Here is a 15,582-nt window from a genome sequence, read left to right as displayed (position 1 = left end):
GCACTCCCATTAATTAACAATAAAAAACTTAAAACTCTCAATGCAAAATGTGTGGTTAATCTGTAAATCGAGGTGTCATACAGTAAGGACAATCTAACCATTCTGGTTGTAATTCCCCTGTACAAGTCCGACAAGTCAGACCACTTTTACGTTTAGCCTTTAATTCAGCTTCTAAACCTGTGTCTGTAAATGTTACCCGTTCTACTTCCTCCAGGGTAGTTGCACCTTGACGAACTAGGTCTAAACTGTATGCCAGTAAGGTTTTCATACCCTCTTCAACAGCTACTTCTTTGATCCTTTCTGTAGGTGCTTCCTGATTGATGAGGGTTTGTAGATCTTCAGTAATCCGCATCACTTCATAAACACCACAACGCCCTTTATAGCCAATGCCATTACATTTTTGACAAAGACCTTTATGGCTGGCTATTTCTTCCGGTGGGATAATATTGGCTTTATAGAAAGTCACCTGAGCCTCTTGGGAAGCTGATAGACCATAGCGAGCGAGTTCTTCAATGGTGGGAGTGTAGGCAATCCGACATTCAGAACAGACACGACGAACGAGACGTTGTGCTAAAACACCAATCAGAGAACTGGAAACCATGAAAGGTTCAATACCCATTTCTCCTAAGCGAGCGATCGCTCCCGGCGCATCATTAGTGTGTAAAGTAGTTAATACCAAGTGACCCGTTAATGCCGCCTCAATCGCCGTTTTCGCAGTCTCCTTATCCCGTGTTTCCCCCACCAGCAACACATCTGGATCTTGACGCAAGAAAGCCCGCAAAGCCGTCGAAAAATCCAACCCCTTTTCCCGAATTACCTGTACCTGAGTAATCCCCGGCAAACTATACTCAATCGGATCTTCTACCGTACTAATATTAATCCCTGGATCATTCTTTTCTGATAGCGCCGAATACAACGAAGTCGTTTTCCCCGAACCAGTCGGACCCGTCACCAAAATCAACCCAAAAGGCTTACTCACCATATCCTTAACAATATTTAAGGTTTCTGGGTCAGTAATTAACTTATCCAAACCCAATTGAGTCGAAGAATTATCTAAAATCCGTAGACAAACCTTTTCCCCATAACGACTAGGTAGAGTATTTACCCGAAAATCCACCTTTCTCCCCGCAAATATCCGGCGGATACGTCCGTCTTGAGGTAAACGTCTCTCCGCAATATCCAAGTTAGAAATAATTTTAAATCGGGCTGTTACCGCCGGGATAATTTTTTTCGGCATATTTTCAAATGCCTCACGTAATACCCCATCCTTCCGGAAACGAATCCGTAAATATTCTTCCTGGGGTTCAATGTGAATATCCGAAACACCCTCACTTAAAGCCTTCAACAAAATCCGATTCACAAGTTTAATAATAGGTGCATCATCAGCACCCTTCATCGCCTTATCTAAATCAACATCATCATCAGTAGTTTCCTCTATTTCCAGATTCTCTAAATTATCTAAATCCCCCTTCACATCATAACTTTTTTGTTGATCTAAGGTCTTTTGGCGGGCAGCTTGCTCATTTAGGTATTGATTAATAATGCCCCAGTAATCTTTCTGAGTAATTACCCGCCGCTGAACAGACAAACCTTTAGGACGCAAAATCCGGTTAAGATCATCAGAAGCGTCTAAATTATCCGGGTCAACCATTGCCACCAAAATATAAGGTGAAGCTTGGTCATCATGCCTTGACAATGGCACTAGATAATGGCGACGACATATTTCCACAGGAATGAGTTCTTGAATAAGTATCCCCACGTTTGTTGTATCAATTTCGTGGATTTCAATATCAAGCGACTCAATACCGTATAAGATCTTAAGTTCAAATAAATGTTGTTTTTTGTATGCTGTTATTTGGTCAGGTGCTAATTTTCGGTTAGTAATTGACTCTAATACTTCTGTCAGCTCCTTGCCAGACTTGCGGCTCGTAGCTACAGCCTGTCTCATTTGTTCATGATTGACATAGCCAGATGCTACTAGTTTATTAGCAAAAGGCGAAAACTCGGTTTTGACAGTTATCGCCGTACTGCGCCCTTGTGGTGATGAGTAAGTCATAAGCAAATGGGTTAGGGTAGGGGAACCTCTTTTTTAAGTATTCCCACACTGTGGTACATACTTCTCATTGATACTGTACTAAATTCTAGCCAACAACCTTTCGATGTAAAAATTTTTATATTGGGAATTTATTATCATAGGACTAGGGGTAACATCACTTCTTGCAAAACACTGGTGATTATAAAAACTTAAGCTGGTTGTTAAATACGGAATTTAAACCCAGAATTAGCTCACTCGCCAAATACTGATAGCTCGTTAAATTTCTGCTGTTAAAAGCATCTAGGATAGGTGGATAATAGTAAACTAAACGAAAATAAACGGGTAAACTATTTAAAGAAGAATTCAGGAGTCAGAATCAATCTGTCGGGGATTAGGACACGCAACCGATTGTAGACCATCAAATATAGGATTTGGTGAGGTCTTAAACCCGAGTACTCATCCGCCACTCACACAGAATTCAGCATAAATTCTGACCCCTGACTAACGCCTAAGTCTACCGCAAACCATTCTTCTCAGCACTTCAGTGACTGAGTTTTCCATTTACCACATATTCTTATGAAAAGTGACTCCCCGTCCGAAATTAACCCCCAAGACTCTAGCAGCGAAGCTAATGAGCAAGTAGCAAACCAAATAAATGAACAGGGAGATAATATACTCACTGAAGAAAATGGTAATGCTACAGTCAACCCCATTGAAGTAGATGTCGCTGTCTTAGCAGATTTATCTCAACAAGTTGAAACTCTCAAAGCTCAATTAGAAGACCGTAGCACTCAATATATGCGAATTGCCGCAGATTTTGAGAATTACCGCAAACGCACTGCCAAAGAAAAAGAAGAAATTGACCTACAGGTAAAGCGCAACACAATTACAGAATTGCTACCTGTCGTTGATAATTTTGAAAGAGCGCGAGCGCACCTCAAACCCCAAGGTGATGGCGAAATGACCATTCATAAGAGCTATCAAGGGGTTTATAAACAATTGGTAGATTGTCTAAAACGTTTAGGTGTAGCACCCATGCGTCCTGAAGGTCAAGAATTTGACCCCAATTTGCATGAAGCTGTGATGCGAGAACAAACCGACGAACATCCAGAAGGAACTATTTTAGAAGAGTTAGTTCGTGGCTATTATTTTGGCGACCGTGTACTCCGCCATGCAATGGTAAAAGTAGCTGCGCCCAGAGAAGATATATCTGTGGACTCACAAGATTTGTCCAATCAAGATAACGGTTAGCCTAAACAGTATAAGGCTGTTGATACTTACTTAAAGTTTCACAGCCTTACGCCCATAGCATCTAAATAGGATCATTAACCATGAATGCCAATGTAATAAGTAGGTAAACCGAAAAATTTAAAGGTATGTGACGAAATGTAAATTCAATGAATGCCTTACAAATAGGTTGTTTTACGGGTTTCACAAAACTAAACATATATTGGTTTTATTATGTTTACCTACTTAGTAATTTTTTAAAACGGTAGCCTCTGTGTAAGCGATCGCCTATAATGTGTTTTTAATAAAGTTTGCATAAAGTTTGCATAAATTTATTGCCTGTAGCTAAAACACAATCACTTGTGAATAATTACTTACGGTAGAGCATCTTACTAAAAATAATTCAAGTATGGGAAAAGTTATCGGGATTGACTTAGGGACTACCAATAGTTGTGTAGCTGTTTTAGAAGCTGGCCAACCAAAAGTAATTGCCAACTCCGAAGGTGGACGCACTACCCCTAGTATCGTAGCCTTTGGTAAAACTAACGATCGCCTCATCGGACAACTAGCCAAGCGACAATCTGTAACCAATGCCGAAAACACAGTCTACAGTATCAAGAGATTTATCGGTCGTCGCTGGGAAGACACAGAATTAGAGCGTGGTCGTGTCCCTTATAACTGCATCAAAGGCAGAGATAACACCGTTGATGTCCAAATTCGCGCCCAAAATTACACACCCCAAGAAATATCCGCTATGGTCTTGAAAAAACTCAAGCAAGACGCGGAAAACTTCCTGGGAGACGAGGTTACAAAAGCCGTAATTACCGTACCAGCATATTTTACAGACGCTCAAAGACAAGCCACAAAAGATGCAGGTACTATTGCTGGACTAGAAGTATTAAGAATTATCAACGAACCCACCGCCGCCGCCCTAGCCTTCGGTTTAGACAAACAAGATCAAGAACAATTAATCCTCGTATTTGACTTAGGCGGAGGCACATTCGACGTATCTATTCTCCAACTAGGAGATGGAGTTTTTGAAGTTAAAGCCACCTGTGGTAATAATCATCTCGGCGGAGACGACTTTGATAATGCCATTGTCTGCTGGATGGTGGAGCAATTCCTGGCAGAAGAGAAGATAGACATCACCCAAGACAAAATGGCACTCCAACGTTTACGAGAAGCAGCGGAAAAAGCCAAAGTCGAACTATCCACCATGTTTATTACCTCCATTAACCTGCCATTTATCACCGCTGATGCCACCAGACCCAAACATCTGGAAATGGAACTCAGCCGCTCCCAATTTGAAGAACTCACAGGGAGTTTAATCGAGGGGACTATCGCCCCAATGATGCAAGCCCTCAAAGACGCAGAAGTCAAACCACAGAATATAGATAAGATTATTCTCGTCGGCGGTTCTACCCGCATTCCTGCCGTTCAAAACGCCCTGATTAAATTTTTCAATGGTAAAACCCCAGATCATTCCGTCAACCCTGATGAAGCCGTAGCCCTGGGCGCAGCTATCCAAGCCGGGGTTTTAGGAGGGGAATTAGACACCCTGTTACTTTTAGATGTCACACCGTTATCTTTGGGGATTGAAACACTAGGAGAAGTATTCACCAAAATTATTGACCGGAATACCACCATACCCACCAGCAAAGCCCAAATATTCTCTACAGCCGTTGATGGACAAAACTCCGTAGAAGTTCATGTCCTCCAAGGAGAACGCGCTATGGCCAAAGATAACAAAAGTCTGGGCAAATTTCTCCTCAGTGGTATTCCTCCTGCTCCGCGCGGCGTTCCCCAAATTGAAGTCGCTTTTGAAATTGATGTGAATGGCATTCTCAGAGTTGCGGCACAAGATAAAGGTACAGGTAGAGAACAAAGCATCCGCATTACCAGTACAGGCGGTTTAAGTAACAACGAAATTGAGCAAATGCGGAAACAAGCAGAATTGTTTGCCGAAGAAGATCAAAGACGTAAAGAACTGGTGGAACTCAAAAATCAAGCTACTAATCTCTTGTTCACCTATACTTCCACATTACGGGATAATTCCAATCTACTCAGTGAGCAATTAATAGCGATCGCTAATCAGAAAGTTGAACAACTGCAAGCCGCAATGAGCAATTCCCATATATCTCCAGCGAAATTTAAAACCCTTTTAGATGATTTACAACAAACTATCTTTGCTATTGGTACAGACGTTTACAAACAGGCTAGTGAAGATAATTTCAAATCAGAAGATACCACACAAATAAATCTAAATCTGACAGAAGAATATCATTCTCCCGTAACCAACACGCAAATACCACAATTCAATATTGATTTAGATGAAGAAAATAACTCACAAGCTGATTATGAGACGATAGATTAGAAATTTACCCTGCCAAATATCTGCTCAACAGAGCCATATCATATACCTAACCAAAAGTATAGGTTGGGTTTTCCACATTTAATATTACGGCTAGTTCCTATAATTAATGGGTAGGTTTTTCCCCAATTCAATAGCACAATAATAAAAAGTTAATCAAAAGTATCATCAATAATAAATGCTGTCAGTAACCCAGCCCTAAAGGGACTGAGCTTGCAAGAGTAATCAAGCAAGCTATGCTGACCAGACCACCCTGAGCCACTTGCCCTGAGCGAAGTCGAAGGGAGTCTCATGGTAGCCGTTATTGGAGTCACCACACCCTGGAATGCGAAGCCCCTTTAGGGTTCAGCCGTCGCTCATGGGGGAAACCTAAGATCATTGTTGTGGACACTAATGCCAAAAAAATAATTATTATTAACAAAAATTAAAAAAGAGCATGACTAACACTACCCCACGCTATTTGCACTCCTAAATTTCTGTATTCTTGTTAAAGTGTTACCTTAAACCTATTAGCTACTATTTTCCGTACTTCTGCTTCCTTCTAAATTTTAACCTTGCTATATGGCCCGAGACTATTATGAAACCCTGGGTGTCTCTCGTGACGCCGACAAAGAAGAGATTAAACAGGCTTATCGCCGCCTAGCCCGAAAGTATCACCCAGATGTAAATAAAGAATCTGGGGCAGAGGAACGATTTAAGGAAATTAACCGCGCCTACGAAGTGCTGTCAGAGCCAGAAGTTCGCGCTCGTTACGACCGCTTTGGTGAAGCCGGTGTTTCTGGAGCAGCAGCGGCTGGTGCTGGTTTCCAAGATATGGGTGATATGGGTGGTTTTGCCGATATCTTTGAAAGCATTTTCAGCGGTTTTGCTGGCAGTCCAGGTGGACAACCCCAACAAAGACGGCGGAGTGGACCAGTTCGAGGTGATGACCTGCGCTTAGACCTGAAATTAGATTTTCGGGAAGCGGTATTTGGTGGAGAAAAGGAAATTCGGATTTCCCATTTAGAAACCTGTGAAGTTTGTAGTGGTTCTGGCGCTAAATCAGGAACTCGTCCCCGGACTTGTAGCACCTGTAGCGGTTCAGGTCAAGTCAGACGGGTAACAAGAACTCCTTTTGGTAGTTTTACTCAAGTGTCAACTTGTCCCACCTGTGATGGCACAGGAACGGTGGTGGAAGATAAATGTGATGCTTGTGATGGTAAGGGCGCAAATCAGGTAACAAAGAAACTGAAAATTAATGTTCCTGCTGGTGTGGACAATGGCACAAGATTACGGATTTCCCAAGAAGGAGATGCGGGTCAACGGAATGGGCCTCCAGGTGATTTATACGTTTACTTGTTTGTCAATGAAGATGAAGAATTTCATCGTGAGGGCATCAATATTAACTCGGAAATTAAAATTAGCTACTTACAAGCAATTTTAGGTTGCCGGTTGGAGGTAAATACGGTAGATGGACTGGTGGAGTTAATTATTCCCGCTGGAACTCAACCGAATACGGTGATGAAATTAGAAAATCGTGGTGTTCCCCGTCTGGGTAATCCTGTAAGTCGTGGTGATCATCTGTTGACGGTATTAATTGATATTCCGACAAAAATCATCCCAGAGGAGCGAGAACTACTGGAGAAGCTGGCTAAAATTAAGGGAGACAGAACTGGTAAGGGTGGTTTAGAGGGATTCTTAGGAGGCTTGTTTAAGTCATGAGTGGGTCTTCTGTATTAACCCCTGATGCTCAACTCGATTTACGTGGTACTCCTTGCCCAATTAATTTTGTGCGAACAAAACTCTATCTTGAAAAAATGCCACCGGGAGGTTTACTCGAAGTCTGGTTAGATCCAGGTGAACCGATAGAACAAGTTCCTGATAGTCTGACAATGGCTGGTTATCAAGTGGAACAAATTACGGATTGTGCTGGCTATTTTTCCCTGGTTATCCGTCGTCCGGTTACTGTGGCATGACAGGGGAAAGTATTTCTACTAAACAGTTATTGGGTACGGTGTTAGCTGTACAGGCGAATTTTTATCGCGTGCAGATGGATGAATTAGAAGGAGTCAGGAGTCAGGAGTCAGGAGTCAGGAGTTCGGAAGAAGAAAGAATGAATAAGGAAGAAAGAAATTTCTCCTCTGCCCCCTGCTCCCTGCCCCCTGCTCCTATCCTCCTCTGCACAAGGAGAATGCGCTTAAAAAAGATTGGTCAACAGGTGATGGTGGGCGATCGCGTGATTGTGGAAGAACCAGATTGGACTGATGGACGGGGGGCTGTTAGTGAAGTTTTACCGCGTCATAGTCAATTAAATCGCCCAGCGATCGCTAATGTCAATCAAATTCTCCTGGTTTTTGCGGTGGCTGACCCGCCTTTAGAACCTATTCAATTGAGTAGATTTTTAATTAAGGCTGAATCTACAGGCGTTGATGTGCTGTTATGTTTGAATAAATGTGATTTAGTCTCTTTAGAAGAAAAACAGCAAATTAGCGATCGCTTACTGGCTTGGGGTTATCAACCTTTATTTATTAGCGTTCAAAATAGCATTAACATTGACCAAATAGCCACATATTTGCAGGATAAAATTACAGTGATTGCTGGTCCTTCTGGTGTGGGAAAATCCAGCTTGATTAATAGTTTGATTCCCGATATCAACCTGCGAGTGGGGGAAGTTTCCGGCAAATTAGCTCGCGGTCGTCATACCACCCGTCATGTAGAATTATTTGAAATGCCTACAGGTGGGTTATTAGCAGATACTCCCGGTTTTAATCAACCTGATTTAGATTGTAGCCCTGAAGAGTTAATTCACTATTTCCCAGAAGCAAGAGAACGCCTAGCTGTTGCCCATTGTCGCTTTAGTGATTGTATCCATAAAGATGAGCCAGACTGTGCTGTTAGTGGTAACTGGGAACGATATCAGCATTATTTAGAATTTCTGGATGATGCTTTAGCCCATCAAACCCATCTTAACCAACAAGCTGACCCGGAATCAAATTTAAAATTAATATCTAAAGGTAAAGGTCAGAGTCAATACGAACCAAAACTAGAAAGTAAAAAATACCGCCGAATTTCTCGAAAGACTCAATTGCAAGACTTACAAAATTTATATCAAGACAGTGAAGATTGATTCTAGATAAATTTCATATCCCCGACTTCTTCAAGAAGTCGGGGATATTGGGATCTTGAATGAACCGAATTTCCTAACATTCAAAATCCCACCCCTTCTTCCATCCTGAAAATCCTTAAATCCTGGTAATCCTGATTCAGACAAAATAAAAAATCTGTGCTATAATGAATCCAGACATCAAAACCAGATTTTTGGAAAAAAATTTTTTAAGTCGCCTAAGGGCGATGAAGAGAAGAAGGGAAAAGAAAAAGAAGGGCAGAGGGTAAAAGGGTAAGAGTATAAAGGGCTACAAAGTCCTGAACGAAGACACGACCCGAAAACCGTAGTAGAGACTAATGTCGCGCGAATCCCTATCGCGATCCGCAGCCCGACAGCTCCCAGCATCGAGGCTCCAAGAACCGCCACGTTGCAGCTTTAAGTCGCTACTGCTTCGACTATTCCAAGCACTGCCATCTATAGGCGCGTTTATATAATTTTCTTGGTAATCATCTTGACACCACTCCCAGACATTCCCGTGCATATCGTACAAACCAAAAGCATTAGGGGGAAAAGTTCCTACATCTGTTGTTTGGCTTCGATCTTGACCCTTGGAAGCAGAAGCATAAGGATAACTACCATCATAGTTTACCAGTTCTGGGGTAATACTTTCACCAAAATAAAATGGTGTGGTAGTTCTGGCACGACAAGCATACTCCCATTCAGCCTCGCTGGGTAATCTGTAGTTTTTCTGTGTTTTTTGACTTAACTTTTTACAGAATTCGACTGCATCATCCCAACTAACACTTTCCACAGGGCGGTTATTGCCTTTGAAGGAGGAAGGGTTAGTTCCCATGATAGCTTGATATTGTGCCTGTGTCAATTCATATTTTCCCATGTAGAAACTGGGAACTGTAACTTGACGTTGGGGACCTTCATCTGAATCTCGTTCTGCTTCACTTTCCGGTGAACCCATGATAAATGTTCCCCCTGGTATTTCCACCATGTCCAACGTCACACCATTTCCTAAGTCTTCTGTGAAGTATTTCGCGCTTGCGTTGCGTCGGTTGGTGATATTTCCAGTTGCGTCTGTGGTGACAACTTCAAAACTGAAAGAACTTATGTTAATGGGAGTTCTATTTTGATGTTTATTTCCCAAAAAATTGTAACCTACTACCGCTAAAGTCGTACTACCAACAACCAAACTCGCAGTTTTAATAAAACCTCGACGGCCAGTTGATTGTATTGGAGATTTTGGTGGTTGAGGTTTTAGTGGTTGAGGTTTTGGTGGTTGTAAAGATTTTTCTATTGCTGCTATTCTTTGCAAAATCACCTGAGTGTTTTGAGGACGATCTTTATATAAACGCTGCATCATATCATCTAATAAATCTGCCAACATAGATGATATTTGTGGTGCATGATTCCGCCAATTTAATCTTTCATTATAGGAATCATACATGATTGGGTCAAGTGGTTCTTTACCCGTGAGTAAATAAACAAATGTCCGTCCTAAAGCAAAAAAATCAGACTGGGGTACAGCATTATTATTAATTTGTTCCGAGGGTGTGTAACCAGCAGAAATAATTCCCGTTACACCACCTTGTTGTTTAAATACTGTAGATGTTACCTTCCTCACAGTACCAAAATCAATTAATACTAATTCGGCACTTTCAGACCTCAACATAATATTAGGTGGTTTAATATCTCGATGAAAAAAGTTTTTATTATGTACCTGTTCTAAAATAATAATTAAATCTTTTAGCCATTCTATAGCTGTAGTTTGGTTAATAGGACGCAAACCACGTTTTCGCATATATTTTTCTAAATCTTCTCCCACAACTTTTTCCATTACCAAACAATGAATCGGGTTTTGACTGTTGTAGGGATAATATTCAAAATAAGCGTCTAATTCTACATGAGGAATACCGGAATGATGGAGTTGACTTAAAACATCAGCTTCCTGTTTAAATAATTCTATGGCTTTAGGTTCGTTATTAATCAAGACTTTGAGAACTTTAGCCTTGTTGGTTCTGACTTCGTTAATCTCGAATGTCACACCAAAGCCACCCCGTCCTAACTGACATTGTACCCGATAACGTTGTTGTAGCAAGACTTCTGAGCCACAAGCCTCACAAAAGTTGATATTATCGGGATTTTGTGGCTTTGGGCAGTTAGGATTGATGCACAGGCTCATAATCTTGGTAGTTAGCACGTTTATTTGATATTCTACCTTGATTTACTGAAAATCAGTAATTTAGGATTTATGCACTGTCAAAATTAATCATTTTATGTATTGAGGAAAAAAGGCTATTTCCGAATTTGATTGATGATTATATTGATCATGAACAAACACGCCAGGGAATTAATTCCCTGTCTCATAGCTCAAGTCCGTTTTAACGGACTAAAAAATCTCACGACCAAAATATTTTTCTATTAAGTATTAGCCGAGGATTCATGACCAATGACCCATATCGTCTTAAAATATTCTTAATTTCCCCACACAGACTTTTTTGTCTGTAACCTCCAAATACCACACCAGAAGAAATATTATGGCTCTAGGCTACGTCGCGCTTGTACTTCACGCACATCTGCCCTTTGTCCGTCACCCCGGAAGTGACTATGTGCTGGAAGAAGAATGGTTATATGAAGCAATTACTGAAACTTACATTCCCTTATTAAAAGTATTTGAAGGTTTAAAACGAGACGGTGTTGATTTCAAACTCACCATGAGTATGACTCCGCCTTTGATTTCTATGCTTCGTGATCCTTTATTACAAGAACGCTATGATGCTCACTTGGCTCAACTAGAAGAGCTTATAGAACTAGAATCCGAGCGCAATGTCCATAATGGTCATGTTCGATATTTGGCAGAACATTATGCAACTGAGTTTAATGAAGCGCGGGAATTATGGGAACGTTATGACGGTGATTTAGTTACAGCATTTAAACAGTTCCAAGATAGTAATAACTTGGAAATTATTACCTGTGGTGCGACTCACGGCTACTTACCATTAATGAAAATGTATCCCCAAGCTGTTTGGGCGCAAATTCAGGTAGCTTGTGAACATTATGAAGAAACTTTTGGACAACGCCCTAGAGGGATTTGGTTGCCAGAATGTGCCTATTATGAAGGCGTGGAGCGAATGCTGGCGGATGCTGGTTTACGTTATTTCCTCACCGATGGTCATGGCATTTTATACGCTCGTCCCCGTCCTCGCTTCGGTAGCTATGCTCCGATTTTTACAGAACCCGGTGTAGCGGCTTTTGGTCGAGATCATGAATCTTCCCAGCAAGTGTGGTCTTCTGAGGTGGGTTATCCTGGTGCGGCAGAATATCGGGAATTTTATAAAGATTTGGGTTGGGAAGCTGAATATGAATATATTAAGCCCTATATTATGCCCAATGGTCAGCGCAAAAACACGGGTATTAAGTATCATAAAATCACTGGGCGTGGCTTAGGTCTTGCGGATAAGGCTTTATATGATCCTTACTGGGCAAGGGAAAAGGCGGCAGAACACGCTGCTAACTTCATGTATAATCGAGAGCAGCAAACTGGGCATTTACACAATATCATGGGTCGTCCGCCAATTATTGTTTCTCCCTATGATGCGGAGTTGTTTGGTCATTGGTGGTATGAGGGGCCTTGGTTTATTGATTACCTGTTCCGTAAGTCATGGTATGACCAAAAAACTTATGAAATGACCCATTTAGCTGATTATCTACGAGTTAATCCAAATCAGCAAGTATGTCGTCCGGCTCAATCGAGTTGGGGCTTTAAGGGTTTCCATGAATATTGGTTAAATGATACTAATGCTTGGGTTTATCCACATTTACACAAAGCTGCGGAACGAATGATTGAAATTTCCCAAATTGAAGCTGAGGATGAGTTGCAGGAAAAAGCACTGAACCAAGCTGCGAGAGAGTTGTTATTAGCACAATCTTCTGACTGGGCGTTTATTATGCGGACAGGAACAATGGTTCCCTATGCGGTGAGAAGAACTAGATCACATTTAATGCGGTTTAATAAGCTGTATGAAGATGTGAAAGTTGCTAAGGTTGATAGTGGTTGGTTGGAAAAAGTTGAGTCAATGGATAATATTTTCCCCAATATTAATTATCGGGTTTATCGGCCAGTGTTTTAAGTTGGGGATTGGGGACTGGGGATTGGGGACTGGGGACTGGGGATTGGGGACTGGGGACTGGGGACTGGGACAATATTTATTGCCTCTTGCCTCTTGCCTCTTGCCTATTCCCTATTACCTATAACGGCAAAGTAATTATAAATTCAGTTCCTTGATTGGGTGTAGAATTGACTGTGATTTGTCCTTGATGTTTTTCTACCACAATTTGACGGGCGATCGCTAATCCTAATCCAGTTCCTTTATTCACTGCTTTGGTGGTAAATAGATTATCAAAAATCTTTTGTTTAATTTCTGATGTCATACCTTTACCATTATCTTGAATGTGAATTATGACTTGTTGATTATCCGTTGATAATGCGGTTTTGATAGTAATTTTATTATTGATATTTTTATACTTACGGCCAATACTTGCTTCATCTAAAGCATCAATCGCATTGGCTAGGATATTCATAAATACCTGATTTAACTGTCCAGCATAGCATTGTATCTGGGGTAAGTCGCCGTAATCCTTGATCACAGTAATTTCTGGACGAGTTGTATTGGCCTTGAGACGGTGTTTAAGAATCATAATGGTGCTATCAATGCCATTATGAATATTACAGGCAACGGGGTGATTAGTATCCGCACGTGAGAATGTTCTTAAACTGGTGCTAATGTCAGTAATTCGCTTCACTCCCTCTTCCATCGAAGCGATTAATTTTGGTAGATCTTCGCGGATAAAATCCAGATCAATATTTTCAATTTCCTCTTGTACTTCTGGATGTAATTGAGAATATTTGGTTTGGACTAAATCAAGTAATCCAAATAAATCGCTGATGTAATCTAGAGCGGGTTTAATATTACCATTCAAGAAACCAACTGGATTATTAATTTCATGGGCAACCCCAGCAACTAAGTTCCCCAGGGCTGACATTTTCTCATTTTGAATCAGTTGAATTTGTGTATTTTGGAGTTCTTCGAGAGCCTGTTCCAGAGCTTCGGATTTACGTTTATATTCGGCTTCAATGCGTTTGGAGTCACGAATATCTCGAATAATGGTCGAGAGAAATTCCACTTCTCCTTGGGCATTTTTATGGGTCATGAGAACTTGAGATGCGGGAATTTCTTCGCCACTACGACTGAGGAGGATTGTTTCTCCTGACCAAATTCCGTCGCGTAGTGCTTTGGGTAACATTTCTGTTTCCAGCATTGATAACATTGCGGGAGCAGTTGTTTCAGAGATATGAAATTTATTGATTTCTGATGCTGGAATCTGTAATAATTCCTGACCAGCTTGATTGAGATAGAGATTATTGCCATTGATATCAGCAATACCGACGAGATCGGATGTTGCTTCGAGAATGGAGATGAGACGAGATTTTTCTGCTTCGGCTTGTTTGCGATCGCTAATATCTTGGTAAGTCCCTAAAATGCCAATTATCGTGCCATTGTCATCCTGCAAGGGAATTTTATTAGTTTCTGCCCATGTTTGCTTGCCGCCAGCTTGCTGTTGAGTTTCAATAATCCCTATTTTGGGAATACCTGAATCCATAATTCGGCGATCGCACTCCCGATAAAAATCAGATTCTTCTTTTTTCCAAGGCAATTCATAATCAGTTTTACCAATAATATCTTGAACAGAATTCAAGCCGGCTACTTCTGCAAACAGGCGATTACAACCCAAGTAAACTGATTGGGTATCTTTCCAAAAAACTAATTGAGGAATATTATCTATAACCAATTGTAAGAATTTCTGCGATGCCTGTAATTGCTGCTCTACTTGTTGAACTTCTAATAAAGTTTTTTGAGATTGATGATAGAGTCGAGCATTTTCTAGAGAGATAGCAGCTTGGGTGCAAAGAAAGTTGATCACCGTCATGCGATCGCTATTAAAAACTCCAGCCGAAAATTGATTTTTGAGATAGAGAAGTCCTACTAAATGTCCTTGATTGAGAATTGGTAAACAGAGAATACTTTGAGGAGAAGTTTGCAGGAGATAGGCATCAATGACAGGTAAATCTGTTTGTAAATTATCAATTACCACTACAGATTGGGTATTTTTAACATACTGAATCAGTTTCAATGGCAGGTGAGAATGAGATTCTATGGGTTGACAACAAAGTTCTGTGGTTTCCAGGTTAGCGATCGCTTGCACCTCCCAAATCCCCTCCTGTGGCATGATTAATAAACACTCATCACCTCCAGAACTTTGGAGAATAATGTGGGTAAGCTGCTGAAGCAGTTGATCGAGTTGGATGGTGCTAGAAATAGCTTGGGCAGCTTTAATGATTGAGGCGAAATCGAGAGAATCAGATATACTACTATTCGACGGCTCTGTGGCTGAATTAGTCACACTGATCAAAGTTTCTAGAGGCGCAAAACTAATTTTGTATTGTTGCAAGATTGGTTGAAGTAATTGGGGATAGCGTCGTTCTAAATCAGTAACTTTGGCCTTAGCTCCCCATTTTGCATAACAATAGTAAGCTTCTTGCATATAACCAGCAGCTACTTTTTCCTTCCCCCAATCGAGATAGAATTTAGCAGCCAATTCATTAGCCACTCCCTCTTCTTGCAGATATTCGTAAGTTTTTGCCCCCAGAATTGCTTTGTCATAAAATTCAATAGCTGCGGCTTTTTGTCCTAAAACTCGGCATTGTTCCGCTGCTACCAAATCAAATTTGTGCTGAAAATTCGTAGTTTTTCACTCTCCCCCCACTTTCGAGAGTTTATAGGGTAGGTAGAAGTA

Annotated in this window: 9 protein-coding genes; 6 read left to right on the top strand and 3 right to left on the bottom strand. The window is 41.0% G+C overall.

All coding sequences use genetic code 11. The annotated features are described in order from the left end of the window. Window positions 1–55: 55 nt before the first annotated feature. Window positions 56–2,056: a GspE/PulE family protein gene (locus FJR05_RS13450; protein ID WP_168644582.1), complete on the bottom strand. Its 2,001-nt coding sequence runs from the start codon at window positions 2,054–2,056 to the stop codon at window positions 56–58. Between the two features lie 555 nt (window positions 2,057–2,611). On the opposite strand from FJR05_RS13450, the gene grpE reads away from it, so the two are divergent. The 5 genes from grpE (at window position 2,612) to rsgA (ending at window position 8,739) form a co-directional block, all read left to right on the top strand. Beyond that, window positions 2,612–3,286 (top strand): nucleotide exchange factor GrpE, encoded by a 675-nt coding sequence (gene grpE / locus FJR05_RS13445; protein WP_168644581.1) that lies wholly within the window; start codon window positions 2,612–2,614, stop codon window positions 3,284–3,286. Window positions 3,287–3,671: 385 nt separating this feature from the next. Further along, the gene (gene dnaK, locus FJR05_RS13440; RefSeq protein ID WP_168644580.1) at window positions 3,672–5,636 is read left to right on the top strand and encodes a molecular chaperone DnaK; all 1,965 of its coding nucleotides are present in this window, start codon (window positions 3,672–3,674) and stop codon (window positions 5,634–5,636) included. 558 nt (window positions 5,637–6,194) lie between these two features. Next, on the top strand, window positions 6,195–7,334 hold the full coding sequence (gene dnaJ, locus FJR05_RS13435; protein ID WP_168644579.1) for a molecular chaperone DnaJ: 1,140 nt from the start codon (window positions 6,195–6,197) through the stop codon (window positions 7,332–7,334). Then, complete coding sequence (locus FJR05_RS13430) at window positions 7,331–7,588, top strand: sulfurtransferase TusA family protein (protein ID WP_168644578.1); 258 nt, start codon at window positions 7,331–7,333, stop codon at window positions 7,586–7,588. Before dnaJ ends, FJR05_RS13430 begins: the two co-directional genes overlap by 4 nt. Continuing rightward, complete coding sequence (rsgA, locus tag FJR05_RS13425) at window positions 7,585–8,739, top strand: small ribosomal subunit biogenesis GTPase RsgA (protein ID WP_168644577.1); 1,155 nt, start codon at window positions 7,585–7,587, stop codon at window positions 8,737–8,739. The genes FJR05_RS13430 and rsgA overlap by 4 nt, the downstream gene beginning before the upstream one ends. A gap of 286 nt (window positions 8,740–9,025) precedes the next feature. Here rsgA and FJR05_RS13420 read toward each other — a convergent pair whose 3' ends face one another. Next, window positions 9,026–10,909 (bottom strand): bifunctional serine/threonine-protein kinase/formylglycine-generating enzyme family protein, encoded by a 1,884-nt coding sequence (locus FJR05_RS13420; protein WP_168644576.1) that lies wholly within the window; start codon window positions 10,907–10,909, stop codon window positions 9,026–9,028. Window positions 10,910–11,264: 355 nt separating this feature from the next. Between FJR05_RS13420 and FJR05_RS13415 the strand changes: the two genes are divergently transcribed. After that, the gene (locus tag FJR05_RS13415) at window positions 11,265–12,857 is read left to right on the top strand and encodes a glycoside hydrolase family 57 protein (protein ID WP_168644575.1); all 1,593 of its coding nucleotides are present in this window, start codon (window positions 11,265–11,267) and stop codon (window positions 12,855–12,857) included. Between the two features lie 118 nt (window positions 12,858–12,975). Here FJR05_RS13415 and FJR05_RS13410 read toward each other — a convergent pair whose 3' ends face one another. Then, window positions 12,976–15,507 carry an ATP-binding protein gene (locus tag FJR05_RS13410; RefSeq protein WP_217385588.1) on the bottom strand — a complete coding sequence of 844 codons (2,532 nt, stop codon included), beginning with the start codon at window positions 15,505–15,507 and terminating at the stop codon, window positions 12,976–12,978. Between the last annotated feature and the right edge of the window lie 75 nt (window positions 15,508–15,582).

The sequence above is a fragment of the Dolichospermum sp. UHCC 0259 genome (assembly GCF_009711935.1).
In the GTDB taxonomy this organism is placed as follows: domain Bacteria; phylum Cyanobacteriota; class Cyanobacteriia; order Cyanobacteriales; family Nostocaceae; genus Dolichospermum.
The sequence above is the reverse complement of the archived record's forward strand: the minus strand, read 5'-3'. Positions and strand labels throughout refer to the sequence as shown.

What these genes read in the sequence shown, in the direction of transcription:
- FJR05_RS13450 (WP_168644582.1), bottom strand. Translation starts at nt 2,056, where the DNA reads ATGACTTACTCATCACCACAAGGGCGCAGTACGGCGATAACTGTCAAA.
- grpE (WP_168644581.1), top strand. Translation starts at nt 2,612, where the DNA reads ATGAAAAGTGACTCCCCGTCCGAAATTAACCCCCAAGACTCTAGCAGC.
- dnaK (WP_168644580.1), top strand. Translation starts at nt 3,672, where the DNA reads ATGGGAAAAGTTATCGGGATTGACTTAGGGACTACCAATAGTTGTGTA.
- dnaJ (WP_168644579.1), top strand. Translation starts at nt 6,195, where the DNA reads ATGGCCCGAGACTATTATGAAACCCTGGGTGTCTCTCGTGACGCCGAC.
- FJR05_RS13430 (WP_168644578.1), top strand. Translation starts at nt 7,331, where the DNA reads ATGAGTGGGTCTTCTGTATTAACCCCTGATGCTCAACTCGATTTACGT.
- rsgA (WP_168644577.1), top strand. Translation starts at nt 7,585, where the DNA reads ATGACAGGGGAAAGTATTTCTACTAAACAGTTATTGGGTACGGTGTTA.
- FJR05_RS13420 (WP_168644576.1), bottom strand. Translation starts at nt 10,909, where the DNA reads ATGAGCCTGTGCATCAATCCTAACTGCCCAAAGCCACAAAATCCCGAT.
- FJR05_RS13415 (WP_168644575.1), top strand. Translation starts at nt 11,265, where the DNA reads ATGGCTCTAGGCTACGTCGCGCTTGTACTTCACGCACATCTGCCCTTT.